This is a genomic window from Pseudomonas sp. CFBP 13711 (genome assembly GCF_014842265.1).
Classification (GTDB): Bacteria; Pseudomonadota; Gammaproteobacteria; order Pseudomonadales; family Pseudomonadaceae; genus Aquipseudomonas.
The window spans coordinates 332,773-358,194 of sequence record NZ_JACYVI010000004.1 but is presented as its reverse complement, the minus strand read 5'-3'; the positions used below and the strand labels follow the sequence as shown (position 1 = coordinate 358,194).

Here is a 25,422-nt window from a genome sequence, read left to right as displayed (position 1 = left end):
CACAGGTCAATGGGAAAACAGCGAATTCCCGACCTTGCCCGCCATCTTCTCCGGTTTGATCAGGAACCGCGCCAGCGCCGGCAACAGCCACAGGGCGCCGAACATGTTCCACAGCAGCATGAAGGTCAGCATCAGGCCCATGTCGGCCTGGAACTTGATGGCCGAGAATATCCAGGTGCACACCCCGATCGCCAGACACAGGCCAGTGAACAACACCGCTTTGCCCGTGGACTTCAGCGTCTGGTAATACGCTTCCTGCAACGGCAGTCCCGCCCGCAGGAAACTCTCCAGTCGGCTGTAGATGTAAATCCCGTAATCGACCCCGATCCCCACCCCGAGCGCCACCACCGGCAGCGTTGCGACTTTCACGCCGATGCCCATGAACGCCATCAGCGCGTTGCCCAGCACCGACGTCAGCACCAGCGGCAGGACGATGCACAGCGTCGCCGCCCATGAACGGAAGGTGATCATGCACATCACCGCCACGCACACGTACACCAGAATCAGAATGGTCAGCTCGGCCTGCTTGATGACTTCGTTGGTGGCCGCCTCGATCCCGGCGTTACCTGCCGCCAGCAGAAACTCCAGGCCATCCTTGTTGTTCTGCTGAGCGAACTCCTGCACGGCATGCACGGCGCGATCCAGGGTTTCGGCCTTGTGGTCGTTGAGGAAAATCAGCAACGGCGCCAGGGAACAGGTGTTGTTGTACAAACCGTCAGCGCGGGAAATCGAGCTGTTAAGCACGTCCTTGTTGCGCGACAGCGACTCCCATTTCAGGTTGCCCTCGTTCATCCCCTTGATGACCTGCTTGGACACGGTCACCAGGGAAATCGCCGATTGCACCCCTGGCGTATTCTCCATTTTCCACGACAGCTCGTTCATCGCCGACAGCGTCTGGTACGCCGAACAGCCTTCAGGCGGCGTCTTGACCATCACCACCAGCACATCGGAGCTGGTGGAGTAATTGTTGATGATGAAACTGTTGTCCTGGTTGTAGCGCGAGTCCGGCCGCAGTTCCGGCGCGCCTTGATCGAGGTCGCCGATCTTCAGGTTATGGCCGTACCAGAGGCCGCCCACCAGCGCGACCAGTGCCAATGCCACCGACACGCGGGCGACTTTCGGCGCGGCAAAGTTCGACAGCAGACGCCAGAATGGATGCTCGCGCACGGCATCCTCTTTACTGCGCACCACGGCTTTTTTGCTGATGCCAACGTAGGAAATCGCCACCGGCAGGAGGATCAGGTTGGTGAACACGATCACCGCCACGCCAATGGACGCGCCGATGGCCAGCTCGCGGATCACGCCGATGTCGATGATCAGCAACGTGATAAAGCCGACGGCGTCGGCAAGAATCGCGATCATCCCCGGCAGGAACAACTGGCGGAACGTACGGCGTGCTGCCGTAAGCGCGCTGTCGGCATCACTGGATTGCAGGGCGATGCCGTTAATCTTCTGCACGCCGTGGGAAATACCGATGGCGAAGATCAGAAACGGCACCAGCATCGAGTAGGGATCAAGGCCGAAACCCACCACATGCATCAGGCCCAGCTGCCAGATCACGGCGATCAACGTGGTGCTCAACACGGCGATGGTGCTGCGGGCGCAGCGGGTGAACCACATCAGCAGGACCAGGGTGATCAGGAACGCGATGCCAAAGAACATCACCACCATGATCAGGCCGTCGATGAGGTCGCCGACCTTCTTGGCAAAACCGACGATGTGAATCTCGACATTGGGGTTCTGCGCTTCGTACTTGTCGCGAATCTTCTCTTCAAGCTGGTGGGAGAACTGACGGTAATCCAGCGGCAGCAGTTTGCTCTGGTCGTTAGGGTCCGGGTAGAACTCCTGCAACGGCACATCGACGATGCTCGACTTGAAGTTGTTGGAGACCAGACGCCCGACTTGTCCGGACTTGAGAACGTTATTACGCAGCTTGTCGAGGCTCTGTTGCGAGCCGTCGTAGCTCTGCGGAATCACCTCGCCGCCGGCAAAGCCCTCCTCCGTCACTTCAGTCCAGCGCACGCTAGGGCTCCACAACGACTTGAGGCCGGAGCGGTCGACACCGGAGATGTAGAACACCTCGTCGTTGATCTGCCGCAGGGTCTCCATGTACTCCTTGGAAAAGATGTCGCCCTGCTTGGCCTCCACCGAAATGCGCACGGTGTTGCCCAGGTTCGCCAGGTCGTTGCGGTGCTCCATCATGTTCTGAACAAACGGATGCCCCAGCGGAATCATTTTTTCGAAGCTGGTGGACGGGCGCACCAGGGTCGCTTGCCAGAACAGAAAGATGCTGACCAGCAGGCAGATGCCGATCACCGTCTTGCGGTTGTTGAAAATCAACTGCTCCAGGCGCGTCGGCTTGTCGTGGTGTTGTTGAAGGTTGCTCATGGAAACGTGTCCTCGCCTGCTTGTTCTTATTGTTGAGCGCTGTCAGCGCCCGTCGGCGAGGTGACGCGAACGCCGCCCTGTCCCACCAGAACCAGATTGCCTTTGTCGTCCTCGGCTACGCCGGACAACGAAAGCCGGTCGGGGCGATTGGCAACCGTGAAGCTTTCGCCATCGTCCGTGCTGCGCATGACGCTGCCGCCGTTGCCGACCAGCACGATAGAGTTGTCCGGCATCAGTGAGGCGTTGGCGATGCTGAACTCCAGCGGGCCGCGCTCACCCTGTAGCGGGACGGGCTCCCAGGTGGTACCGAAATCGGTCGAACGAAACAAATTGCCGCGCAGGCCGTAAACCAGCAGCGTGTTGGATTCCGCCGTGCCTACCGCGCCGAACAACGAGCCCTGATAGGGGCCTTCGAGCTTTTCCCAGGTCTGGCCGTCGTCCGGGGAGCGGAACATGCTGCCCTGTTCACCGACCACGAACAGGCCGGCGTCCTTCACGTACGCAATGCCGTTGAGGTGAAACTGGTCTTCGTTGTCCAGCCGGTCGCCGATGTCTTCCCAGTGCTGGCCGCCATCGGTGGTTTCCAGCACCGCCCCGTAGGCACCCACGGCAATCCCGGTGGTCAGGTCCTTGAACCAGACATCCAGCAACGGCGCTTCGCGTTTGAGGTCTTCGAACTGTTTGGTCCAGGTGGCGCCGGCATCGCTGCTGGCGAGGATCTGCGCATCGTGGCCTACCGCCCAGCCGTGTTGCTCATCGACGAAATACACCGCCGTGAGCATCTGGCGCGTCGGCACTTTGGCCTGGGTCCAGGTTTTGCCCTGGTCATCGGAATAGAGAATGTGGCCGCGATCCCCCACCGCCACCATGCGCTTGCCGGCATGGGTTACGTCCAGCAGCAGGCTGCGGGAGGCTTTCGCGGATTCGAGGGCGTAGACGGCGGAATCGCCAGCGTTGGCAGGGGCGTCGGCGGGCGTCCTGTCAGCGGGCGTGCCATTAGCGGGCGTGCCATTAGCGGGCGTGCCATCAGCGGCCAGGGCTGCGCCGCAGAAGTTCGAGGAGAGAAGCAGGGACAGAGCAGCGTGGAGAGGCAGGCTCTTGAAAAGCATCCGGGCGCTGAAATGGCCCCGAATGACCGCAAACCGAGTGCGCCGAATGACGGGCTCACGCATGAAGCTACCCCTTTCTTTATTTTTATTGGGTGCTTCAGAAGGCCGTTTCCACCGCGCAGACGCTCTAGCCTGCACGCGACGTGGCCGTACCGAAGCGACCCCATCCTAGTCAGCTTTGGAAACGTATGACAATCGACATGACGTTATCTTTTGTTAAGCAGCGAGCGCTGATTGGCGTGTTATCACTGGGAGTGATTGAGTTAATTCACCGTGTGTAGCATCGCTGGGCCGTGGAGCTCCCATTCAGGCGTCAACCGTGCCGGGCCGCTCGGCACAGCACGGTTGTCGGCTTGGCTCAGAAAGCGTAAGTGAGCGCCAGCGTGGACATCGTCGTCCTGGCGGACTGACTGCCCGCGTCACCTGCGATACGGAAGCGATCGCCGCTGTGGGTGTCCTTGATCAGCGTGCTGCCTTTCGCCTCGGCGTACACCTGATGATCCACACCCGCCCTCACCGAAAGCTGCGGACTCACACGGTAACTGAGCGCAACCGCCAGACTTTGCATGCGGCCGTCGTTTCCGTAGTCACCGTCGTAGGTCACGCCGGTGACATGATGCCGATCGTGATCCCGCGCCCGAACCCACTGGCTGTATTTGAACCTGCCTTCCAGCGTCCAGTTGCGGAAATGGTAGAGACCGACCAGCCCCACATAAGGCGTGTCGTAGGTCTGCTGATAGGAAATGCCTTTCTCACCTGCCGGGAATTCTCCGGACTCGTCGCGGAACCCCTCGCCCGATGAATAGGTGTAGCGCCCGCCCCTCGCCTGCCAGCCGAACTGATTACGCTGATAACCAAGCATCACACCCAGGGCCACATCATCACGCTTGAGCGCCCACGCGGTGGCGGCGAAATCGGCCTGCCAGGCTTTGCTGACCTGAGTGTCCGGATGATCGGAATAGTGGCTCCAGTCGCCGCGATCTTCCTCCAGCCAGTCGTAATCCTTCAGATGCCCATCGCCCTTCGCCACCCGCGTCCAGCCGTTCAGATCAAGGGACAGCCAGTTTATCGGCTGGTACTTCACGCCCAGATGCAGCGTCGGCACCTGCTTCATGCTCCAGTTCAACTGGCTGATCTTCTGCCCGCTTTCAACGTCGTACACCTTTTCCCGCGCCTGACCATTCAACAGCCCGACACCCAGACTCACCCCAACCGCCCCCAGCTGGAACTGCTCCTCGCGGGTTGTCTGCGCCTCGGCCAACGCCTCGGCGTTAAACGCAGCCAACCCTACCCATAACAGCGTATTCCTGCCCTTCATCACCCACTCCGCACTCTTCTTATTGAGATTTTTGCCCAGCGCCGCACGCCGCTGGACAAGGAGCGAAAGGATGAAGCGCCGCGAAGGAAATCTCTGCCGGGCGGTTCTGAAGGAACTGCGTGAAAGCTAAACGTTGGCGTTGGGAAATTGCCTACAAAGCCGTCGAAGGTCTGTTCAGTGACGCAACAATTTGCGCAATGGCACCCCGTCCTTGAGCACCGGCGACTTGATGACGATGTAGCTGAAGTACTTCGAGATCCCGATGTTTTTGTCGAGCAGGCTTTCCACCACTTCCTGATAGTGCTGGATGCTGCGGGTCATGAAGCGCACCAGGTAGTCATAGCCGCCGCTGATCAGGTGGCATTCCAGCACTTCGTCCACTAAGCGGATGTTGGATTCGAACTTGGCGAAGTCTTCGCGCTTGTGGTCGCTGAGGGTGATTTCGGTGAAAACGGTGACCGAATCGGTAATCTTGGCCAGGTTCAGATGCGCTTTGTAGCTAGAGATATAACCGGCCGACTCCAGCCGTTTGACCCGCTGCAGGCAGGGGCTGGCAGAGAGGCCGACGGCATCGGCGAGGCTGACATTGGTCATGCGGCCGTCCTTTTGCAGTTCGACCAGGATGCTGATGTCGATCCGATCCAGCTTTACGAGCCCTTCCATCACGTACCTCTTGACTGCCGTTGTAAGACAATCTTCTAGCAAAATCAGCGCCGTAAAGACAGCTGATGCTGCGCCACCAGGTCGGCCATGCTGTTGATGCAGTATTCCGCCGCGCAGGGCGAAGGCTGACGCGACCGGTGGCGGCCGATCAGACAGCGGTCCAGCGCGGCGAAGGGCTCGACCGACGGCCTCGTCACGTGCAGGACCGGTTGCACCTGATCGCCCTGATCCGTGAGCCATTGCGGACCTTCGGCCAGGGAAATGAAATCTTCCGGTGCAATTCCCAGTCGCTCGCACAGCACGCCGCGATCCTCGGCATCGCGGTCGCCGCGCACCAGAAGTCGATAGAACTTGCGCAGGTAAAGCATCGCCCCCGGCGCGTCTTCGAACAGCGACCAGTTGCCCGCTGAACGGGCAAAGCTCATGCCCTCCTCCCAACTGGCGTGCAGGCCCCATTTTTCCGCCAGTTGGCGATGGGCGAAGCACAACAGGCCACTAAAACCCAGCTCGGCGAAGCGCGGATACAGGCTCGCAACCACCGCGCTGAATTCGGCCAGCACGTCATCCCTGGCCGGCTGCCCGCCGCGGCTGTCGAGCAGCGGTTGCAGCGCGGCCCAGACACCCGAATCGCGATCCACCAGCACTTCATCGCAATCGATCAGTAACGCTCGGTACTCTGTCAGTCCAAATCCTGTCAGCCCCAAATCTGTCAGCCCCATGTGGATCGAACCTCCCGGATGCATCTGGCCCGTTACGGGCAAGGCGCTGCTTCAATTCGAGTTCAAGACCCGTGCCAAGGCGGCGTCGAGGATCTGCACGGCTTCGTCGACCTGGGCTTCTGTCGTCACCAGCGGCGCGAGGAAGCGCAGCACGTTGCGGTAAACGCCGCATTTGATGACCAGCAAACCACCGGCACGGGCTTCGTCGATCACCCGTGAATTGAGATCGGCGTCCGGGGTGCGCGCGGCGTCATCCTTGACCAGCTCGATCGCCAGCATGAAACCGGTGCCGCGCACATCGCCGATGCGCGGGTAGCGCGCCTGCAAACCGATCAGGCCACGGCGCAGGCGCTCGCCCAAAAGCTGGCTGCGCGCGAGCAGTTGTTCTTCCTCAAATGCATCGATCACCGCCAGTGCCGCTGCGCACGCCAGAGCGTTGCCGCCATAGGTGCCGCCGAGGCCGCCGGGCAGCGGCGCGTCCATGATGTGCGCCTTGCCGACCACGCCCGATAACGGCAGGCCACCGGCGAGGCTCTTGGCGACAGTCACCAGATCAGGCTGGATGCCGGCGTGCTGGTAGCCGAACCAGGTGCCGGTGCGGCCGAAACCGGTCTGGATCTCATCGAGGATCAGCACGATGCCGTGCTTGTCGGCCAAGGCGCGCAGGGCCTGGAGAAACTCCGGCGGCGCGGTGAGGAAACCGCCATCGCCCTGCACGGGTTCGATCAGAATTGCAGCCACGCGGTCCGGTGCCACTTGGGTGGCGAGCAATTCGTTCAGCGCGGTGATTGCGTCAACGCTGCTAACGCCGCGATACGCGTTCGGGTACGGCGTATGGAACACTTCCGGCGCAAACGGCCCGAAGTTCTGCTTGTAGGGTTGGCTCATGCCGGTGAGCGTGGTGCCGAGCAAGGTGCGTCCATGGAAGCCGCCGCGAAAGGCGATGACCGCTGAACGGTTGGTATGGGCACGGGCGATCTTCACCGCGTTTTCCACCGCTTCGGCGCCGGAGGTGAAGAACGCGGCCTTGTAGGCTTCCTGCCCGCCGATCATTTCGCACAGGCGCTGGGCCAGGTCGAGGTAAGGCGTGTAGGCCGCCACCTGGAAGCAGGCGTGGGAGACTTTTTGCAGTTGAGCCTGCACGGCCGCGACCACTTTCGGGTGGTTGTGGCCGATGTTGAGCACGCCGATGCCGCCGACGAAATCCAGGTAGCGCTTGCCATCCACGTCCCACAATTCGGTGCCCTGGGCGCGGTCGATCACCAGCGGGTGCGCGGTCACCAGGCCACGGGGCACAAATTGCTCGCGCTGACGGAGCAAAAGAGGGGTTTCGTCGACTTTGCTGTTCATGGCATTTCCCATCGTGAGTCCGGCAACCTGGAGGCGGTTGCGATGCTGTTCAGGTTACGGCGTGCGGGCAACGCACTTAGCCGAACTTGGCCCGTGAGAAATTCGGATCAACTGTTTTGGCCCCGCCTTTCAACAGATCCTGCGCCGGGCTTGGGGGATGATGTGGGCTGGCTCCCTACACTTCCCTCCAACGTCCTTTCAGCAGGAAACGCCCATGGCCTTGCTCTACAAAGCCGACCCCGCGCGCGCGCCACACTGGCAGACGCTGTTCGCCGAACACGCACCGGACATCGAATGGCGCGCCTGGCCGGACATCGGCAATCCCGAAGAAGTCGAGTACCTGGCCGCCTGGCAGGCGCCGGATGATCTGACGCAGTTGCTGCCCAATCTGAAGGTGCTGTTTGCGCTGTCGGCCGGGGTCGATCAGCTGGATCTGTCGCGGTTGCCGGCGGACCTGCCCGTAGTGCGGCTGCTGGATCCGGGCATTACGCGAGGCATGTGCGAATACGCGACGTGGGCGGTGTTGAGTCTGCACCGGGACATGCTGCGGTACCGCGAGCAGCAGGCGGCGCGGCGTTGGCAGGCGCATCTGTTGCAGCCGGCAGAAAATCGGCGCGTGGGGGTGATGGGGTTGGGCACCCAGGCGCAGCAGATTCTGGCGACGCTGGCGCCGGTCGGGTTTGCCTTGTCGGGCTGGGCGCGCAGTGTTCATGAGATTGAGGGGGTGGACTGTTTTGCGGGTCAGGCGCAGTTGTCGGCGTTTTTGGGGCAGTGCGATATTTTGCTGTGTGTGTTGCCGTTGACGGAGCAGACGGAGGGGATTCTGGACCGGAATCTGTTTGCGTTGCTGCCGCGGGGTGCGGGGCTGGTGAATATGGGGCGCGGCGGGCATCTGGTGGAGGGGGATTTGCTGGAGGCGCTGGAAAGTGGGCAGTTGGGCGGCGCTGTGCTGGATGTGTTGCAGATGGAGCCGGCGGCGGCTGATCATCCGTTTTGGGGGCACCCGCAGGTGGTGTTGACGCCGCATGTGGCGGCGATGACGCAGCCGGCGAGTGCGTTTGGGGTGTTGCTGGAGAATATTCGGCGGTTTGAGCGGGGGGAGCGGATGGTAGGTCAGATAGATCGAAACCGGGGCTATTGAGATCCAGATCAAGATCAAAAGCGTCGGCCTAACGGCCTCGGGTTTCGCCTTCGGCGAGTTACTTGGAAAAGTCGAAAGTCGCACCATCCCCAAGTAACCAAGGGTGCTTGCTCCTGGTTGGGTTCCTCCTTCGTCGGAATACCCTCACTTCGACGACGCTCCGTGGGCACGCGCCGAACGGACATCCATGTCCGCAACGGCGCTCTCGCCGCATCCATGCGGCTCGACCCACTGCGCGTCGTCTGCGTTCGGCCTGCACCCAAGTCGCGATTTGTGGTGTCTGGACTGTTTGTGTATGAGGATCAAAAGCAGATCAAAAGCAGATCAAGGGCTTCCCGGCTGAAGCCGGTCCTACGGGGATCGCCGCCCCTCCCACTGACACCCCGCATGCTTTTTTAGTGGGACCGGCTTTAGCCGGGAAGCTTTCGATCTGATCGTTCCCACCCTCCGCGTGGTAATGCCGCCCCGGACGCTCTGCGTCACGCCATTTATCTTTTGATCGTTCCCCACGCTCCGCGTGGGAATGCATCCCCTGACGCTCCGCGTCATCGGTCTCACTGATGTACGCGCCCTCATAGTGGGACCGGCTTTAGCCGGGAAGAGGCCCGCGCAGTCGCTATCAATTTCGCGGTGTGCCACCCGATGCTTTCCCGGCTAAAGCCAGTCCCACGGCAATCTAAAGCCTGTGCGCCCGGCAACATCCCGTAACCCCCACGCCGTTGACCACTCGTCGACCCGACCGCATCCTGCGCCGCCTCAAATTGGCAGGCATCAACAAGGTCATGTTCAAGGACGACAAAAAAGATCCCTTTGGGGACGACTCGATTTTCAAAGGGCTTCCCAACGGGGGCGCGTCATGGACACCGTGGAATCCGCCTCCCGAACCCGTGCGGGTGCCCACTCCGATGCCAGAGCGCTGGCCGGCCCCGAAGGAGCGCACGGACAAGGTCTTCTCCAAATCCTGCACCGGGGAATGGTGCAGTACTGACGCCGGCACTGAGGTAGAGCCCGCCTCCAACTTCGGCGCAATCATGATGGCGGGCGCCATGCTGTTGCCTTCCGCCTCCGACGCCATTGCCGCCGCACTCGGCGCAGACATGGGACTGGGCCGTATGGCTGGTGGCGGCATCATGCAGCGCAGCCACACCTGGCTGCTTCGCGGAGCCGGCGGCCCGGCGAGTCTGTTCATCGTCGGCATGCTCCCGGCGAAGATGGGCGACGGCACGCTCTACACCGACGACGAATTGCGCAACCTGACCCAGGCGACAACACGGGTGCGTTTCCAGTTGCGCCGTGATGCAGAAGGCGAGTTGCAGATCTACGGCATCCATTCCAAAGCATCCGGCGACGACTCGGTCCGCACCGTGCAAGCCCGCTGGAACGCCGACAAAAGTGCGATGGAAGCCCATCTCAACGGCATCACCATCCTCATGACGCCCCGCCTGGGCCGACACGGGAGACTGGAACCGCTGGTCTACCCTGAAAACAGCGATGCCCGATTAGGCACCATCCTCGTCCACCCGATCCCGGAAGACTCCGATAGCCAACTCGAAGGCCTCCCCGGCGACGACATCACCGCTGAAGACTGCATCTTGGTCTTCCCCGCTGATTCGGGGCTGAGGTCGATGTACGTGGTGTATGCGCGGCCGTTTAATGGGGATCATGGGTATCATCCGCCTCCGCTGGACCTCCCAGGCTTTCCAGACGCCAAGAAAGCAGACAGTAAAACAATGGTCCAAGGTGGTGGAGCGAAGCGACGACGCTGGAAAGATCCCAAAGGCCGAATATTTGAGTGGGATAGTCAGCACGGGACTGTCGAAATGTATGACAAACAAGGCAAGCACTTGGGGGAGTTTGATCCTCAGAGCGGCGAGCGAACCAAGCCGGCCAAGCCCGGCCGTAAAATTGAAAAGTGAGAGTTCTATGTTCCTCTATATATTTGGATTTTTGCTCGACAGCACCGAAGACGACTCGCTGAAATTTGAAATGAAGATAGATCCGTCGTTGAATGACGAAATCGTAGCGCGGCTCGGCCATGCAAGCCTAAACGCGATGGCGGAAGGTGACTGGCCGCTGACAAACGAGCAGGTCACAATGCTGTCTTCAATCACGGGACGCCAACTTCCGACCGATCTGAAGCTCCTGATAGGCGTCGTAGCGTGAGCACAGCACGGGGCCAACCACCCTCTGGATAACTTAATGAGGCGTTCCAACCAAAGCATTCGCGAGCAAGCTCGCTCCCACAGGGACGGTGTCCGGGCATGAAATTTTGATCGTTCCCACGCTCTGCGTGGCAATGCAGCCCCGGACGCTCTGCGTCCCTGTGGGACCGGCTTTAGCCGGGAAGGCGTCGGCGGCCATACCGGAAAAATGATATTGCACACACCGGCCTCTTCCCGGCTGAAGCCGGTCCTACTATTGGAACGCGTACCCTTACGCCTTCCCGGCTAAAGCCGGTCCCACCAACGTCAAAAACCAGTCCCACCGAACACCGCGCCCGCCCCTAAACCAACCTCCCGGCAATCGCCGCCCCCACATCTTGCGTCGAGCCCTTCCCTCCCAGGTCCGGGGTGATCGGGCCTTCGGCAATCACCTGTTCAATCGCCTGCAAGATCCCGTCGTGGGCCGCGCGGTAGCGTTCGTCGCCGTTGCCGAGGAAATCCAGCATCAGCGCGCCGGACCAGATCATCGCGATGGGGTTGGCGATGTTCTGTCCGTAGATGTCCGGCGCGGAGCCATGCACCGGTTCGAACAACGACGGAAACCGCCGTTCCGGGTCGAGGTTGGCAGACGGGGCTATGCCGATGGTGCCGGCGCATGCCGGGCCGAGGTCCGACAGGATGTCGCCGAACAGGTTCGACGCCACGACCACGTCAAACCGGTCTGGTTGCAACACGAACCGCGCGCACAGGATATCGATGTGCTGCTTGTCCCACGTCACTTCGGGGTAATTCGCCGCCATCAACGCCGTGCGTTCGTCCCAGTACGGCATGCTGATGGAGATGCCGTTGGATTTGGTCGCGGCCGTCAGGCGTTTGCGCGGGCGGGTCTGGGCGAGTTCGAAGGCGAATTTGAGGATGCGGTCGACGCCGCGGCGGGTGAATACCGATTCCTGCAGCACGAATTCGTGTTCGGTGCCTTCGAACATCTTGCCGCCCACCGAGGAATATTCGCCCTCGGTGTTTTCACGGATCACCACGAAATCGATGTCGCCCGGTTTGCGTCCGGCCAGCGGACAAGGCACGCCGGGGAACAGGCGCACCGGGCGGATGTTCACGTATTGGTCGAAGTCCCGGCGAAACTTGAGCAGCGAGCCCCACAGGGAAATGTGGTCCGGCACCTTGTCGGGCCAGCCCACGGCGCCGAAGTAGATCGCGTCATAGCCCTTGAGCTGTTCGAACCAGTCGTCGGGCATCATCTGCCCGTGCTGGAGGTAGTAGTCGCAGTGGGCCCAGTCGAGCACATCAATGCTCAGGTTCAGTTGCCATTTTTTCGCCGCCTGTTCCAGTACCCGCAGCCCTTCCGGCAGGACTTCCTTGCCAATGCCGTCACCCGCAATCGCGGCGATTCTGAATGCCTTGCTCATGGTGCGCCCCTTGCAATGAATCAGTTCAAGCCGCCGATGTGGAAGGCTTTGACTTCAAGGTACTCGTCCAGGCCGTACTTGCTGCCCTCGCGGCCGAGGCCCGATTGTTTGATGCCGCCGAAGGGCGCGACCTCCATCGAGATGATCCCGGTGTTGAGGCCGACCATGCCGAACTCCAGCGCCTCACCAAAGCGCCACGAGCGCTTCAGGTCCTGGGTGAAATAGTAGGCGCCCAAACCGAACGGCGTGGCGTTGGCCAACGCCAATGCCTCGGCCTCATCAGTAAAGCGCATCAACGGCGCCACCGGGCCGAAGGTTTCCTCGTTCGCCAGCAACATGCCAGAGTGGGCGTCAGCCAGCACGGTGGGTTGCACGAACGGGCTGTCGCCGGATGGAATCCCGCCGCAGAGCAGTTTCGCGCCCTGGCTCAGGGCATCGTCGATGTGCCGGGCCACTTTGCTCACCGCCGCCGGGTTGATCAGCGGGCCGATGGTCACGCCCTCGTCCAGGCCGTTGCCGACCTTGAGTTTGCCGACCTCCTCCACCAGCCGCGCGGCGAAGCGGTCGTAGATACCCGCCTGCACCAGAATGCGGTTGGCGCACACGCAGGTTTGCCCGGCGTTGCGAAATTTGCTGATCATCACCCCGGCCACGGCCTGTTCCAGGTCGGCGTCATCGAACACCACAAACGGCGCGTTGCCACCCAGTTCCAGGCTCAGGCGCTTGATGTGTTCGGCGCTCTGGCGCATCAGCAGGCGGCCGACGGCGGTGGAGCCGGTGAAGGAAATCTTGCGCACCGCCGGGTTGCCGGTGAGTTCTTCGCCGATGCCCGCGGGCATCCCGGTGATGACGTTGAACACGCCGGCCGGAATACCGACGCGTTCGGCCAGCACTGCCAGGGCGAGGGCCGACAGCGGCGTGAGTTCCGACGGTTTGACGATGATCGGGCAGCCGGCGGCCAGGGCCGGCGCGCATTTGCGGGTGATCATCGCGTTGGGGAAATTCCACGGGGTGATCGCGGCGCAGACGCCCACGGGTTGCTTGAGGGTCAGCAGGCGGCGGTCGCCAGTGGGCGCCGGCATGGTTTCGCCGTAGACCCGGCGCGCTTCTTCGGCGAACCATTTGACGAAGCCGGCGCCGTAGCGGATTTCGCCCTTGGCCTCGTTCAGCGGCTTGCCCTGCTCGCAGGTCATGATCAGCGCGAGGTCATCGAGGTTGTCGATCATCGCCTGAAACCAGCGCTCCAGCAGCCCCGCGCGTTCTGCCGCCGGGCGCGCGCGCCAGGCCGGCCAGGCCTGCTCGGCGGCTTCGATGGCGCGGCGGGTGTCGACCGCGTCCATGGCCGGGACCTGCGCCAGCAGATCGCCGCTGGCGGGGTCGCGGACGTCCAGGGTGGCGCCACTGTCAGCAGCGATCCACTGGCCGTTGACGTAGGCGCGTTCAGCCAGCAGGCCGGGGTCTTGCAAGCGATTCTTGAGCATGGTCGAGTCCTGATCCGAGACAGATTCCAGTCTAGGGATCTGGCTCGGACGAGGATGCCGAAAGCGCCTTCAAACCAGCGCGGCGTGCTGAAATTCACGTCAGGACGGCAGGCTCTGCTACGCCTTCAACGAGCCCAGTAATCCCTGCAGAAAGCGCTCGCCGGCGTCCATCTGGCTGACCTCGATAAACTCGTCGGGCTTGTGCGCCTGCTCGATGGAACCGGGGCCGCACACCACCACCGGCACGTCCAAACGCTGCTTGAACAGACCGCCTTCGGTGCCGAACGAAACTTTGGTCATACCGGTGTCCGGCGCAGCGAACTGCTTGAGAAAGCTCACCGCTTCGACCGTCGGGTGGGTGTCGAGGCCGGGGTAGACGTTGATGGTTTCGATCTCGATGGCCGCCACGCTGGAGAGCTTTTGCGCCTCGCGCACGATCACTTCGGCACGGTCGCGCATCTGCTCGATGAACTGATCCAGATTGTCCGCCGGCAGGCTGCGCACCTCGAAATCCAGGGTGCACAGGTTCGGCACAATGTTCAGCGCCTTGCCGCCGCTGATCTGGCCGACGTGCACGGTGCTGTAAGGCACGTCGTAGTCGGTGTCCTGAGCGCCGTGCTGTTGCAGATGCTGCTGGCTCTCCCGCAGGGAGGCGATGAAGTCGCAAGCCACGTGAATGGCGTTGACCGAGCGCGGCGCAAGGGACGAATGAGCCTCCTGACCCCGGCAATAGGTCCGGTAGGAGCCCTTGCCCTTGTGGCCCAGCACGAACTGCATGTTGGTGGGCTCGCCAATAACGCAGAGGAATGGCCGCACCGGCGCCAGGTGCAGCACGTCGAGCAAGCGCCGCACGCCGACGCAACCGATCTCCTCGTCATGGGACAGGGCCAGTTGCAGCGGGCGGTTGAGGGGGCGTGTGAGTGAGTGCTCTGCCGCGTCGAGCATGGCGTCGATGGCCAGGGCGATGAAGCCCTTCATGTCGCAGCTGCCACGGCCATAGATGCGCCCGTCCTGCACGGTGGCGGCGAAGGCCGGAAAGGTCCACGCCTGCCCCGCCGCCGGCACCACGTCGGTATGCCCGGACAGCAACACGCCGGGCTGGTTTTTGGGACCGGTGCTGGCAAACAGGTTGGCCTTCTTGCCACTCTCGTCCTTGACGATCAGCGACTCGATGCCCTTGGTCAGCAGCAGGTCGCGGACGTAATCGATCAGGGCCATGTTGGACTCCGACGACACGGTTTCGAAGGCCATCAGCCGTTTCAGAATCTCGAGAACGCGGGGTTTCATGAGGCGTGGCTCCGTTGCACGGCGGGATGGGCAAAACGCGTGATGGAGAATGCCTCGATCGGGGTCGTGGTGCGACCGGTATCGAGCAGTTCGGCCATCACGTCACCGACGCCGGGGCCGAGCTGAAAGCCGTGGCCGCAGAAGCCGAAGGCGTAGAACAGCCCGTCGACAGTGCCGCTGGGGCCCATGATCGGCAGCGAGTCCGGCAGGTAGCCTTCAATGCCGCTCCACACGCGGATGATGTTCAGATTGCCGACGCCCGGCAGCAGCCGGCGCATCTGCTCGGCCTGATTGAGGATGCTGCGCGGTTCGACAGCGGCGCGACGGTTGAGCATGTCCGGTTTGCTGCGAAAGCCGCCCCCGATGACGATGTTGCCCCGGGGAATCTGGCGGAAATAAATCACCTCTTCGGCGATCTTGGTGTACACGCCGATCACCGTCGGCAAGGCGTAGGGCACCGGTTCCGTGACCGCCATCTGCGGGCCGTGGGTGTCCAGCGGCACCGGTTCCCCGAACTGCGCCGAGAGTTTCTGGCCCCAGGCGCCGGCGGTGATCAACAGCTGCGCGGCGTGGAACTGACGGCCGTCGGTGGTGGTGACGTGAAAATCACCGCCGACCTTCTGGACCTCGGCCACTTCCGTGCGCTCTTCAATCTGCGCCCCCAGGCGCCGCGCGGCGCGGGCAAAGGCCGGCGCGGCAAGGCGCGGGTTGGCGTGGCCGTCGTGAGGGGCGTACGAGCCGCCTTTGACGTCCGCGCCGAGAAAACCAAAGCGCTGATGCAGCTCGGCGCCCCGGTAGATTTTCAGGTCCAGCTGCTCGGCCTCCGGGGCGGCGGCATAGGCCTCCAGCTCGGCGATTTCGTCTTCGCGATAACACACGCGCATGTGCCCGGTGGGGATGAATTCCAGATCATCGTCGATCAGTTCCGGCAGGCGTTTCCACAGCGCGTACGAGCGGTTGGCCAGCGCCAGTTGCCCGAGGAATCGTCCTTGCCGGCGCACGTTGCCGAAGTTGACGCCGCTGGCGTACTGACCGACCTGGTCGCGCTCCAGCAGGATCACCGACTGCCCGCGCTGACGCAGAAAGAACGCCGTCGCTGAGCCCATCACGCCGCCACCGACGATCACCACATCTGCTTTTTGCACGCTCATGGCGACACCTCCTCAATGAGCATCGACAAGGGTTTGACCGGCGCCTGCCCGCGCTGGCGACCGACTTCCTGCACCTGCACGCCGGCTTCTGCGGCGATCACTTCGGCACCCGCTTGCGAGCAATAACGCCCTTGGCAGCGGCCCATGCCGACCCGGCTGAAAGCCTTGGCGCGGTTGACTTCGCAAGCGCCCTTCTCGTTGACCGTGCGGCGCAATTCGCCCGCCGTGATCATCTCGCAGCGGCAGACGATGGCGCTGTCGGGCAAGGCCTTGGCCTGTTCAGCAGCCCAGGGAAACGCTTCGGCCAGGCCCAGACGAAACTGGTCCATCACCGCCAGCGCCTGTTGCTGTTCATCGCGCAGCCCGGCATTGAACGGCTGTTTGAGGTCTTCCAGCAGCGCCAACGCCACTCGCCGCCCGGCATGCTCGGCAGCATCGGCGCCGCGAATTTTCGCCCCGTCGCCCGCGGCATAGACGCCGTTCACCGAGGTCCGACCGGCCTCGTCCGTCGCCAGCCACCATTGGCTGGAGGCTTCATCGAAGGCCATGGCGCAACCGGCCAGATCACCCAGCTGGGTTTCCGGACGCAAGTGATACCCCAGCGCCACGGCATCGGCCTGCACGGTCACGGCCTTGCCGCTGCCCGTCGTGAAACGCACGCCTGCCACGCCATTGGCGGCATCGCCCAGCACCTCTAACGGCTTGACGCCGAGATGCACCGGCACTTTGGCTTGATACAACTGCGCCAACAGTTTCATGCCGGTCCACAGCAGACCCGGCCGCGCCAGCAGCTTGGGCAGGGCTTTGATCCGCAGGCTGAAGGGCGAGGTATCGAGGACCGCGGCCACAGTCGCGCCGGCTTTGACGTACTGGCTGGCGACCAGGTACAGCAACGGCCCGCTGCCCATGAAGACCACGCGATGACCGATGGAAACCGCCTGATTCTTCAACGCGATCTGCGCCCCGCCCAGGCTGTAGGTGCCCGCCAGTTGCCAGCCTTCGATGGGCATCAAGCGGTCGGTGGCGCCGGTGCAGAGGATCAGCGCGTCATAGTCCAGCGTGGTGTGGCGGCCCTGATTGGCGCAGCACAGCTGCCCCGGCGTGAGGTTCCACACGAGGGTATCCGGGCGGTAATCGATGGCGCTACGGATGCGGTCGAAGGTCTGGTGCAGGTCCTTGGCCTTGTCGGCTTCGCTGCCATACAAAGTGCTGTAGTCGCGGGTGAATCCGTCCGGCTGGCGGCGGTAGATCTGCCCGCCGTCGCGGCGGTTTTCGTCCACCAGAATCGGTTTGATGCCGGCCGCCAGCAGGGTTTCGGCGCAGCGCACGCCGGCCGGTCCCGCGCCGACGATGACGACGCGATGGGTGCTCAGCTGTGCAGTGGCCATGTCGCCTCCGGTTGTGTGGTGACGATGTCCAGCCCGTCGCGGACTTCGTTGGAGCAGGCGCGCAGGCGTTCGCCGCCACGGGTCCAGACCCAGCAATCCTGGCACGCGCCCATCAGGCAGAAACCGGCGCGGCGGCCGCTGTCGAATTCCGACTGGCGCAGCGCGGTGCCCTGGGTCAGCAACGCCACCATCAGCGTGTCGCCCTGCAATGCGTCGACCGGCGCGCCATCCACGGTCAGCTTGACCGTCGGCCGGCCCTGTTCGGCCAGCCTCACAAAACGCCCTTTCATGCATACGCTCCAAAGCTTGTGGGGGTGACGCCGCGCTGGGTCGCCAGCAGATCGGCGGCGTCGCGGTGGCACAGAATTTCACTGCCGTTGTTCAGGGTGCGGCGGTTCGGCGCGGTGCGGTTGCACAGGCCGTCGATGCGCATCGGGCAGCGATTGAGGAAGGTGCACAGCTCCGGCAGGTTGGCCCGATCGCCGATCGGCGGCAGCTCGCCGCTGGTGGCGCCGCAGGTTTCCAGCCAGCCTTGACGCAGTTCCGGCACCGAATGGATCAACAGGTCGGTGTACGGGTGGTACGGCGCTTCGGCAAAGGATTCGCGGCGGCCGGCGTGGACTTTGTGGCCGCTGTACATCACCACGATGTCGTCGCACAGCGCGCGCACGGTGGAAATGTCGTGGCTGATGAACAGGTAGGACACGCCCAGTTGCTGACGCAGGTCGCGGAGCAGTTCGAGGATCGCCGCGCCGACCACGGTGTCGAGGGCCGAGGTGACTTCATCGCAGAGAATCAGGTCGGGCTTGGCAGCCAATGCCCGGGCCAGATTGACCCGCTGCTTCTGGCCGCCCGACAGTTCATTGGGACGGCGGTCGGCCATGTCCCGGGGCAGGCGCACCAGGTCGAGCAGCTCGCCGATGCGCGCCTGCAACGCCGCGCCCTTGAGACCGAAATACATTTTCAGCGGACGGCTGAGGATGGTCGCCACGCTGTGCATCGGGTTGAGCGCGGTGTCGGCGTTCTGGAAAACCATCTGAATCCGGCGAAACTGCTCCGGCGTGCGCTCGGACAGGCTGCCGCCCAACGGCTGGCCGTCGAAGGTCAGGCCGCCGAGGGCCGGGGTCAGCAGCCCCGCCACGACCCTTGCCAGGGTGGATTTGCCCGAGCCCGACTCACCGATCACGCCGATGGCCTGGCCACGTCGCACGGTCAGGTCGATGTCTTCCAGCACGCGAATCGCCGGCATGCCCTGCAGGTTTTTGTTGCCGTAGCCGGCGGTCAGGCCGGTGATGGTCAGCAGTGGGCTTTCTTCAGCAACGCCACACGGCGGACGAATGCGCGTGTCGGGGCGCGCAGCCGCCAGCAGGCTGCGGGTGTAGTCGTGGGCCGGTGCCTTGAGCAGCGGCGCGGTAGCGCTTTGTTCGAGAATCTGCCCGCCGTTGAGCACGACAATCTGGTCGGCCATTTGCGCGACCACGGCCAGGTCGTGGGACACGTAAACCGCCGTCGCGCCGCGTTCTCGCACCACGCGCTTGAACGCCCGCAGCACGTCGATCTGGGTGGTGACGTCCAGCGCGGTGGTCGGCTCGTCGAGCACCACCAGCAGCGGGTCGCTGATCAGCGCCATGGCGGCCATCACCCGTTGCAGTTGCCCGCCGGAAACCTGGTGCGGGTAGCGGCGGCCAATGCGTTCCGGGTTTGGCAGGGCCAGGTCGCGGAACAGGCCGATGGCCTTGGCTTCCAGTTCGGCGCGGGTGCCGAGGCCGTGGATTAACGGCCCTTCCACCACTTGGTCGAGGAGTTTTTTCGCCGGATTAAAGGCAGCAGCCGCGCTCTGGGCAATGTACGAGACGCGATTGCCGCGCAGGCCCTGCAACTCTTTTTCGCTGAGGGCGAGCATGTCGTGTTCGCCGACCTGCACCACGCCACCGGACAATCGGCAGCCCCGTCGCGCATAACCGAGCAAGGCCAGGGCAATCGTGGTTTTGCCGGAGCCGGACTCGCCGATCAGCGCCAGCACTTCGCCCTTCTCCAGGGCAAAACTCACGCCCTTGACGATCTCCACTTCGCTGCCCGGATCACCGGCCACCACGCGCAAGTCTTCGACGCGAATCAACTGGGTCATATCAATGGCCTCCCGAGCGGCGACCGCGTCGCGATGACAGGTAGTCGATCAGCAGATTGACGCCGATGGTCAGCGTGCCGATGGCCAGCGCCGGAATAATGATCGCCATCGCGCCCTGATTGAGGCCGCCGATGTTTTCCCGCACCAGCGAACCCAGGTCGGCGTCCGGCGGTTGCACGCCGAGGCCCAGAAAACTCATGCCGCTGAGCAACAGCACGATGTAGCCGAAACGCAGGCCTAGGTCGGTGAGCACCGGGTTGAGCATGTTCGGCAGGATTTCCCGGCACGCCACGTACAGCTTGCCTTCACCCCGGGTGCGCGCCACTTGCACGTACTCCAGCGCTTCGATATTGACCGCCATGCTGCGGGCCACCCGGAACGAACCGGGGATGTAGCTGATGACCGCCGTGCAGATCAGCAGCGTGACCGACGAGCCGAAGGCCGAGACCATGATCAGCGCAAGCATTTTGCTGGGGATCGAAATGAAGGCGTCCATGATCCGGCTGATGATTTCGTCCAGCCACTTGGGCGAAACCACTGACAGCAGCGCGCAGCCGGTGCCGAAGAAGCTGGCCAACAGCGCCGCCACCAGCGACAGGCCGACCGTGAAGCGCGCGCCCACCAGCACTCGGCTGAGCATGTCGCGGCCCAGGTAATCGGTGCCGAAGGGATGCGCCAGGCTGAAGCCTTCGAAGATGTTGTCGGAGATCACTTCCCCGACCGGGTGCGGCGCCAGCCACGGGCCGAACAGCGCCACCAGCAGCCAGATCACGCAGACGGCAGCACCGACCAATCCCAGCCAGGACGGGTTGCCGGAGACCTTGGCCAGTGCCAGGGCTGAAGACGCAGGCCTGGATTTCGCAATGAGCGGGTTCATTGGTTTCTCAGCCTCGGGTTGGAGAGGATGGCGCAGAGGTCGGCAAGCAACACCAACGCCAGATAGGCCGCGCAGAACAGCATGGTGCAGGCTTGCACCAGGGCCATGTCGCGGTTGGTCACGGCATCGACCATCAGGCTGGCGATGCCGGGGTAGTTGAAGATGGTCTCGACGATCACCACCCCGCCGAGCAGGTACGACAGGCTCAGGGCGATGGCGTTGGCTATCGGCCCGATGGCGTTGGGCAACGCGTGGCGCAGGACGATGCGGATCGGGCTGACGCCTTTGAGGCGGGCCATTTCCACGTACGGGCTGTCGAGCTGGTCGATGACGGCGGCACGGGTCATGCGCGCCATCTGCGCCACGATCACGCAGCACAGGGTCATCACCGGCAGCGCGTAGGTGCGCAGAAATTGCAGCGGTGACGTGATGTCGGTGGCGTAGGACAGCGCCGACAGCCAACCGAGGTTGACCGCGAAAATCAGCACCGCCAGGGTCGCCACCAGAAACTCCGGCACTGCAACCATCGCCAGGGTGATGAAACTCAGGCAGCTGTCGATGCGCCCGCCCCGACCCATGGCCGAACCGATACCGAGGATCAGCGCCAGCGGCACCGACACCAGCGCCGTGGCGGCCGCCAGCATCAGCGTGTTCGGCACCCGGCCGGCCATCAATTCACCCACCGGCATCGCGTTGGACACCGACTGGCCCATGTCGCCGGTGAGCAGGCTCATCAACCAGTGCAGATAGCGCAACACGCCGGGTTGATCGAGTCCCAGTTTCAGGCGCAGTGCCGCCACCTGTTCAGGGGTGGCGAACTGGCCGAGGGATTGCTGCGCCGCGTCGCCCGGCAGCACGGCCGTGATCGCGAACACGACCATGGACACGATCAACAGGGTCACGACCCCGGCACCTAAGCGCCGGCAGATCAACCACAGCGTATGGCTATTCATCGCACTGCCTCCTCAAGCGTCCAGCCACACCTGCTCGGCGAACATGTAGCCCATGAAGCCGCCCAACGGGTTCGAGTCGTAGCCCTTGATGCGCTGGTCGACGCCGTCGATGTTGCTGATGAACACCGGCACGCCGATGCCGCAGTGATCGTGGACCAGGGTCTGCATGTCGCCGTACATCTTGGCGCGCTTGGCGTCGTCGGTTTCGCCCCTGGCCAGCATCAGCAACTGGTCGAACTGATCGTTCTGCCAACCGGACTCGTTCCATGGCGCCTTGGACTGGAAGAACTGCGAGAACATCACGTCGGCGTTCGGTCGCGGGTTGATGTTGCCGAAGCTCAACGGGTGCTTCATCCAGTGATTGGACCAATAGCCGTCGCTCGGCAGGCGGTTCACGTCCAGCTTGAGGCCGGCCTGTTTTGCCGATTGCTGCAGCAGCACGGCGATGTCCACCGAACCGGTCGCGGCAGGCGACGCCATTACCGGCATGGTGATGCTTTCCATGCCGGCTTTCTTCAGCAGGAACTTGGCTTTTTCCGGGTCGTAGACCGTCTGCGGCAAGTCGGTGTTGAAGTAGCGCGACCCCGGCGCAATCGGGTGATCGTTGCCGACCACGGCGAAGCCACGGAACACGGCGGATTTGACCTGTTCGCGGTCCAGCAGCAGTTTCATGGCCTGGGTGAATTCCGGGCTTTTGCCAGGCAGCTGGTCCTGGCGAATGATCAAGTCAGTGTAGTTGCCTGAGGGTGCATCGACGACGCGGTGTTTGGGGCTGGCGGCGATGCGCGTGGTGGAGCGCGGGTTGACCTCGTTGATCATGTGCACGTCGCCGGACAGCAGCGCGTTGACCCGCGACGGCTCGTCGGCAATGGCGATGAATTCGATCTCGTCGAGGTACGGCAGGCCCGGTTTCCAGTAGTTCTTGTTGCGCACGGCCACCGAGCGCACACCCGGCTTGAACTCGCCGACGGTGAACGGCCCGGTGCCGATGCCTTTGTTGAAATCGGTGGTGCCCTCGGGAACGATCAGCAGGTGCGACACGGCGAGGATCGACGGCAGTTCGGCGTTCGGCGCGCTGAGGCGGATCTGCACTTCGTTCGGGCCGGTGGCCTTGATTTCGGCGAACTGCTCCATCAGCGGCATGACTTTGGAGCCGGTGATCGGGTCCTTGTGGCGGCTGAGGGAGAACACCACGTCGGCGGCACCGAGGCTCTTGCCGTTGTGGAAGGTCACGTCCTTGCGCAGGGTGATGGTCCACAGCGTGGCGTCGACGTTGTCGATGCGCTCGGCCAGTTCCAGCTGCGGCACCAGGTGCTTATCGAAACGGGTCAGGCCGTTGTAGAACATGTAGTGACGGGCATAGTCGGTGGACAGCGCGCCCTTGGCCGGATCGAGGGTGTCGGCGGTGGAGCTGGACATGCCGGCGACGCGAATCTTGCCGCCGGGTTTGCCCTTGCCGCCGGCTGTGGCTTCTTCGGCGAACAGTTTGCCGGCGCTGCCGAACAGGCTGCCCGCCCCCGCTGCGGCGACGCCGGCAAGGCCGAGCATCTGCAAGGCGTTGCGCCGCGACATACCGCGATTGAGGCCTTCGAATACCCGCAGGCTGTCTGGGCCGGAGATAAGCTCGGGGGTGTCTTTGTGGTCAGTCATATCAAGGCTACCTGTCGATGATCGGGATATTCGAGTGCTCACGGATGTCCGGAGCGTCCTGGAAACGCAGACGACGGTGACGCTACAACGGGCGACTCAGCGCAGGCGTCAGTGCAGATAGTCCTGCAAGCGGTAATACGCGCCCACGAACGGCAGAAACCACGGCTTGCCGAAGTGACCGGGGATCGCCGGCCAGTCCAGTTCACGCCAGGGATTGGCCGCCGCGTTGCCGGCCATCACCTCGGCCATGACCTGGCCCATGTGCACGGACATCTGCACGCCATGGCCGCTGTAGCCCATGGAATGGAACACGCCGCCGTGCTGGCCGGCGCGGGGCAGGCGGTCGGACGTCATGTCCACCAGACCGCCCCAGCAGTAGTCGATTTTCACGTTGGCCAATTGCGGGAACATGTTCAGCATCGCCGCCTGCAGCACCTTGCCGCTCTTGGCGTCAGATACGCCGTCGGACATGGCAAACCGCGCACGGCCGCCAAACAGCAGGCGGTTGTCCGGGGTCAGGCGGAAGTAGTTGCCGATCTGGCGGCTGGTCACGTACGCCCGGTGCTGCGGCAACAACTCGTCGATCAGCGCCTGGGGCAAGACTTCCGTGGCGATGACAAAACTGCCCACCGGCACGATCCTCCGGCGGTACCAGCCGAGGTCGCCGTGCTGGCAAGCGCCGGTCGCCAGCAGCACTTGGCCTGCGTGCAGCGAGCCCTTGGCGGTGTTAACCTGATAACCGCCGGCCTGGGGCTTCCAGTCCTTGACCGGGGTGTGTTGGTAAATCATTGCGCCGCGCCGGGCAGCGGCTTCCGCCAGACCGACCCCAAAGCGGCCGACGTGCATCTGCACGCCATTGCGCTGCAACAAGCCACCGTGAAACTGCGACGAGTTGACTTCGGCACGGGTCTGCTCGGCATTCAGCAGCTCGACGTCGGCGTCCACCTCCTGGCGAATCAGCTCGCAGGTGCGGGCCAGGCCTTCGTAATGCAGGGGTTTGGCCGCCAGCTTGAGCTTGCCGTTGCGCAGCAGATCGCAGGCGATCCCTTCCTGCTCGACCAGCGACACCACGGTCTGCACCGCTCTTTCATAGGCCTGGTAATAGGCGCGCGCCCTGGCCGCACCGAGACTGGCGTGCAGACCGGCGTAATCCTGCGCCACGCCGGTGTTGCACTGCCCGCCGTTGCGCCCCGAGGCTTCGCCGATGACCCGACCGGCGTCCAGCACCACCACGCTGGCCCCCTTGAGCGCCAGGGCCCGCGCCGCTGACAGGCCGGTGAATCCACCGCCGATCACGGCCACGTCGACCTGCCCGGGCAAGCCGCCGAGTTGGGCACCGGTGAAGGCCGGTGCGGTGTCGAGCCAATAGGATTCACTGCCCATCTTTAACCCCTTATTGCTAAAACGGCGGCGCTGAAACGGCGTGGAGACGGCGTTTGAGTTACAGGCCCACGAGCGCCGGCAGTCCGCCGATGTCGGTGATCTGCTGGTACTCGAAGTACGCATTCGCCGGGACTTCATGACCACGGGCCACGAACGCCTTGTGCTTGATCTTCATGTCGTGGGCCGACATCAGGTCGTAACGGAAGCTCGAAGACACATGCAAGATGTCTTCCGGGCCGCAGCCGAGGTTGTCGAGCATGAACTCGAACGCGGCCAGACGCGGCTTGTAGGCCTGGGCCTGTTCGGCGGTGAACACCTTATGGAACGGCGCGCCGAGCTTGTCGACGTTGGACATGATCTGGCTGTCGCTGGCGTTGGAGAAGATCACCAGGGGAATCTTGTCGGCGATCTTCGACAGGCCGGCCGGCACGTCGGCGTGGGGGCCCCAGGTCGGCACGGCGTCGTAATACAGTTGACCTTCATCGCGGTACTCGACGCCCCAGCGCTTGCAGGTCCGGGCCAGGGCAGTCTTGAGAATGACGTCGTACGGCTGCCAGTCGCCCATGACCTGATCAAGGCGATACGCCGAAAAGTCTTTGACGAACTGGTCCATCTGTTCAGGCTTGACGCGGTCGGCGAAGAGCTCGCGGGTCATGGTGCCCATGTGGAAGTTGGTGAGCGTGCCGTAGCAGTCGAACGTAATGAATTTGGGACGAAGAAAGCTCATTGAGTGCGGTCCTGAAGTCAGTTGAGTGTGGCAAGCGTTCGCTGCCCTGGCGGCGCGTCGGCCTCGTTGCAGCACAGCTTCATTACATCACTGTGAAATCAGCATATGCCGTCTAAAACGACC

The 25,422-nt window shown here is 63.2% G+C and carries 21 protein-coding genes; 3 read left to right on the top strand and 18 right to left on the bottom strand.

Annotated features, from left to right (window positions below; genetic code table 11):
• Positions 1–6: 6 nt before the first annotated feature.
• From IFT47_RS10790 to gabT, 6 genes are all read right to left on the bottom strand, one after another.
• Positions 7–2,388 carry an efflux RND transporter permease subunit gene (locus IFT47_RS10790; protein ID WP_192172678.1) on the bottom strand — a complete coding sequence of 794 codons (2,382 nt, stop codon included), beginning with the start codon at positions 2,386–2,388 and terminating at the stop codon, positions 7–9.
• A gap of 26 nt (positions 2,389–2,414) precedes the next feature.
• Positions 2,415–3,497 carry a WD40/YVTN/BNR-like repeat-containing protein gene (locus IFT47_RS10785; RefSeq protein WP_192172942.1) on the bottom strand — a complete coding sequence of 361 codons (1,083 nt, stop codon included), beginning with the start codon at positions 3,495–3,497 and terminating at the stop codon, positions 2,415–2,417.
• Between the two features lie 358 nt (positions 3,498–3,855).
• The gene (locus IFT47_RS10780) at positions 3,856–4,815 is read right to left on the bottom strand and encodes an omptin family outer membrane protease (protein ID WP_192172679.1); all 960 of its coding nucleotides are present in this window, start codon (positions 4,813–4,815) and stop codon (positions 3,856–3,858) included.
• Positions 4,816–4,989: 174 nt separating this feature from the next.
• Positions 4,990–5,478 (bottom strand): Lrp/AsnC family transcriptional regulator, encoded by a 489-nt coding sequence (locus IFT47_RS10775; protein ID WP_003174918.1) that lies wholly within the window; start codon positions 5,476–5,478, stop codon positions 4,990–4,992.
• Between the two features lie 44 nt (positions 5,479–5,522).
• Positions 5,523–6,197, bottom strand: a complete 675-nt coding sequence (locus IFT47_RS10770; protein WP_192172680.1) for a 2-haloalkanoic acid dehalogenase — start codon at positions 6,195–6,197, stop codon at positions 5,523–5,525.
• A 51-nt stretch (positions 6,198–6,248) separates the two neighbouring features.
• Positions 6,249–7,547 carry a 4-aminobutyrate--2-oxoglutarate transaminase gene (gene gabT, locus IFT47_RS10765; RefSeq protein ID WP_192172681.1) on the bottom strand — a complete coding sequence of 433 codons (1,299 nt, stop codon included), beginning with the start codon at positions 7,545–7,547 and terminating at the stop codon, positions 6,249–6,251.
• Positions 7,548–7,761: 214 nt separating this feature from the next.
• Here gabT and IFT47_RS10760 point away from each other — a divergent pair, with 214 nt between their 5' ends.
• The 3 genes from IFT47_RS10760 to IFT47_RS10750 all read left to right on the top strand — a co-directional run bounded on the left by IFT47_RS10760 (position 7,762) and on the right by IFT47_RS10750 (position 10,851).
• Positions 7,762–8,688, top strand: coding sequence for a 2-hydroxyacid dehydrogenase (locus tag IFT47_RS10760; RefSeq protein WP_192172682.1), 927 nt, complete (start codon positions 7,762–7,764; stop codon positions 8,686–8,688).
• Positions 8,689–9,470: 782 nt separating this feature from the next.
• Entirely contained in the window at positions 9,471–10,604 is a 1,134-nt protein-coding gene (locus IFT47_RS10755; RefSeq protein WP_192172683.1) for a colicin E3/pyocin S6 family cytotoxin, read from the top strand.
• Positions 10,605–10,611: 7 nt separating this feature from the next.
• On the top strand, positions 10,612–10,851 hold the full coding sequence (locus IFT47_RS10750) for a pyocin S6 family toxin immunity protein (RefSeq protein ID WP_065987231.1): 240 nt from the start codon (positions 10,612–10,614) through the stop codon (positions 10,849–10,851).
• A gap of 340 nt (positions 10,852–11,191) precedes the next feature.
• On the opposite strand, the gene IFT47_RS10745 is transcribed toward IFT47_RS10750, so the two are convergent.
• The 12 genes from IFT47_RS10745 to IFT47_RS10690 all read right to left on the bottom strand — a co-directional run bounded on the left by IFT47_RS10745 (position 11,192) and on the right by IFT47_RS10690 (position 25,299).
• The gene (locus IFT47_RS10745; RefSeq protein WP_192172684.1) at positions 11,192–12,274 is read right to left on the bottom strand and encodes a tartrate dehydrogenase; all 1,083 of its coding nucleotides are present in this window, start codon (positions 12,272–12,274) and stop codon (positions 11,192–11,194) included.
• A gap of 20 nt (positions 12,275–12,294) precedes the next feature.
• Positions 12,295–13,755, bottom strand: a complete 1,461-nt coding sequence (locus IFT47_RS10740; protein ID WP_192172685.1) for an NAD-dependent succinate-semialdehyde dehydrogenase — start codon at positions 13,753–13,755, stop codon at positions 12,295–12,297.
• A 117-nt stretch (positions 13,756–13,872) separates the two neighbouring features.
• The gene (gene argE, locus IFT47_RS10735) at positions 13,873–15,042 is read right to left on the bottom strand and encodes an acetylornithine deacetylase (RefSeq protein ID WP_192172686.1); all 1,170 of its coding nucleotides are present in this window, start codon (positions 15,040–15,042) and stop codon (positions 13,873–13,875) included.
• Positions 15,039–16,193, bottom strand: coding sequence for an NAD(P)/FAD-dependent oxidoreductase (locus IFT47_RS10730; RefSeq protein ID WP_192172687.1), 1,155 nt, complete (start codon positions 16,191–16,193; stop codon positions 15,039–15,041). Before IFT47_RS10730 ends, argE begins: the two co-directional genes overlap by 4 nt.
• Positions 16,190–17,581, bottom strand: coding sequence for an FAD/NAD(P)-dependent oxidoreductase (locus tag IFT47_RS10725; RefSeq protein ID WP_192172688.1), 1,392 nt, complete (start codon positions 17,579–17,581; stop codon positions 16,190–16,192). The genes IFT47_RS10730 and IFT47_RS10725 overlap by 4 nt, the downstream gene beginning before the upstream one ends.
• Positions 17,563–17,871 (bottom strand): (2Fe-2S)-binding protein, encoded by a 309-nt coding sequence (locus tag IFT47_RS10720; protein WP_192172689.1) that lies wholly within the window; start codon positions 17,869–17,871, stop codon positions 17,563–17,565. Before IFT47_RS10720 ends, IFT47_RS10725 begins: the two co-directional genes overlap by 19 nt.
• Positions 17,868–19,709 (bottom strand): ABC transporter ATP-binding protein, encoded by a 1,842-nt coding sequence (locus tag IFT47_RS10715; RefSeq protein ID WP_192172690.1) that lies wholly within the window; start codon positions 19,707–19,709, stop codon positions 17,868–17,870. The genes IFT47_RS10720 and IFT47_RS10715 overlap by 4 nt, the downstream gene beginning before the upstream one ends.
• 1 nt (position 19,710) lies before the next feature.
• Positions 19,711–20,586 carry an ABC transporter permease gene (locus IFT47_RS10710; protein ID WP_108123039.1) on the bottom strand — a complete coding sequence of 292 codons (876 nt, stop codon included), beginning with the start codon at positions 20,584–20,586 and terminating at the stop codon, positions 19,711–19,713.
• On the bottom strand, positions 20,583–21,539 hold the full coding sequence (locus tag IFT47_RS10705) for an ABC transporter permease (RefSeq protein ID WP_172612910.1): 957 nt from the start codon (positions 21,537–21,539) through the stop codon (positions 20,583–20,585). The genes IFT47_RS10710 and IFT47_RS10705 overlap by 4 nt, the downstream gene beginning before the upstream one ends.
• A gap of 12 nt (positions 21,540–21,551) precedes the next feature.
• The gene (locus tag IFT47_RS10700; protein ID WP_192172691.1) at positions 21,552–23,189 is read right to left on the bottom strand and encodes an ABC transporter substrate-binding protein; all 1,638 of its coding nucleotides are present in this window, start codon (positions 23,187–23,189) and stop codon (positions 21,552–21,554) included.
• Between the two features lie 108 nt (positions 23,190–23,297).
• Entirely contained in the window at positions 23,298–24,572 is a 1,275-nt protein-coding gene (locus IFT47_RS10695) for an NAD(P)/FAD-dependent oxidoreductase (RefSeq protein WP_192172692.1), read from the bottom strand.
• A 58-nt stretch (positions 24,573–24,630) separates the two neighbouring features.
• The gene (locus IFT47_RS10690) at positions 24,631–25,299 is read right to left on the bottom strand and encodes a haloacid dehalogenase type II (RefSeq protein WP_074887989.1); all 669 of its coding nucleotides are present in this window, start codon (positions 25,297–25,299) and stop codon (positions 24,631–24,633) included.
• Positions 25,300–25,422 lie beyond the last annotated feature (123 nt).

Bases quoted from the DNA above. Each gene is read 5' to 3' on its own strand.
- IFT47_RS10790 (WP_192172678.1), bottom strand. From the start codon at position 2,388: ATGAGCAACCTTCAACAACACCACGACAAGCCGACGCGCCTGGAGCAG.
- IFT47_RS10785 (WP_192172942.1), bottom strand. From the start codon at position 3,497: ATGCTTTTCAAGAGCCTGCCTCTCCACGCTGCTCTGTCCCTGCTTCTC.
- IFT47_RS10780 (WP_192172679.1), bottom strand. From the start codon at position 4,815: ATGAAGGGCAGGAATACGCTGTTATGGGTAGGGTTGGCTGCGTTTAAC.
- IFT47_RS10775 (WP_003174918.1), bottom strand. From the start codon at position 5,478: ATGGAAGGGCTCGTAAAGCTGGATCGGATCGACATCAGCATCCTGGTC.
- IFT47_RS10770 (WP_192172680.1), bottom strand. From the start codon at position 6,197: ATGGGGCTGACAGATTTGGGGCTGACAGGATTTGGACTGACAGAGTAC.
- gabT (WP_192172681.1), bottom strand. From the start codon at position 7,547: ATGAACAGCAAAGTCGACGAAACCCCTCTTTTGCTCCGTCAGCGCGAG.
- IFT47_RS10760 (WP_192172682.1), top strand. From the start codon at position 7,762: ATGGCCTTGCTCTACAAAGCCGACCCCGCGCGCGCGCCACACTGGCAG.
- IFT47_RS10755 (WP_192172683.1), top strand. From the start codon at position 9,471: ATGTTCAAGGACGACAAAAAAGATCCCTTTGGGGACGACTCGATTTTC.
- IFT47_RS10750 (WP_065987231.1), top strand. From the start codon at position 10,612: ATGTTCCTCTATATATTTGGATTTTTGCTCGACAGCACCGAAGACGAC.
- IFT47_RS10745 (WP_192172684.1), bottom strand. From the start codon at position 12,274: ATGAGCAAGGCATTCAGAATCGCCGCGATTGCGGGTGACGGCATTGGC.
- IFT47_RS10740 (WP_192172685.1), bottom strand. From the start codon at position 13,755: ATGCTCAAGAATCGCTTGCAAGACCCCGGCCTGCTGGCTGAACGCGCC.
- argE (WP_192172686.1), bottom strand. From the start codon at position 15,042: ATGAAACCCCGCGTTCTCGAGATTCTGAAACGGCTGATGGCCTTCGAA.
- IFT47_RS10730 (WP_192172687.1), bottom strand. From the start codon at position 16,193: ATGAGCGTGCAAAAAGCAGATGTGGTGATCGTCGGTGGCGGCGTGATG.
- IFT47_RS10725 (WP_192172688.1), bottom strand. From the start codon at position 17,581: ATGGCCACTGCACAGCTGAGCACCCATCGCGTCGTCATCGTCGGCGCG.
- IFT47_RS10720 (WP_192172689.1), bottom strand. From the start codon at position 17,871: ATGAAAGGGCGTTTTGTGAGGCTGGCCGAACAGGGCCGGCCGACGGTC.
- IFT47_RS10715 (WP_192172690.1), bottom strand. From the start codon at position 19,709: ATGACCCAGTTGATTCGCGTCGAAGACTTGCGCGTGGTGGCCGGTGAT.
- IFT47_RS10710 (WP_108123039.1), bottom strand. From the start codon at position 20,586: ATGAACCCGCTCATTGCGAAATCCAGGCCTGCGTCTTCAGCCCTGGCA.
- IFT47_RS10705 (WP_172612910.1), bottom strand. From the start codon at position 21,539: ATGAATAGCCATACGCTGTGGTTGATCTGCCGGCGCTTAGGTGCCGGG.
- IFT47_RS10700 (WP_192172691.1), bottom strand. From the start codon at position 23,189: ATGACTGACCACAAAGACACCCCCGAGCTTATCTCCGGCCCAGACAGC.
- IFT47_RS10695 (WP_192172692.1), bottom strand. From the start codon at position 24,572: ATGGGCAGTGAATCCTATTGGCTCGACACCGCACCGGCCTTCACCGGT.
- IFT47_RS10690 (WP_074887989.1), bottom strand. From the start codon at position 25,299: ATGAGCTTTCTTCGTCCCAAATTCATTACGTTCGACTGCTACGGCACG.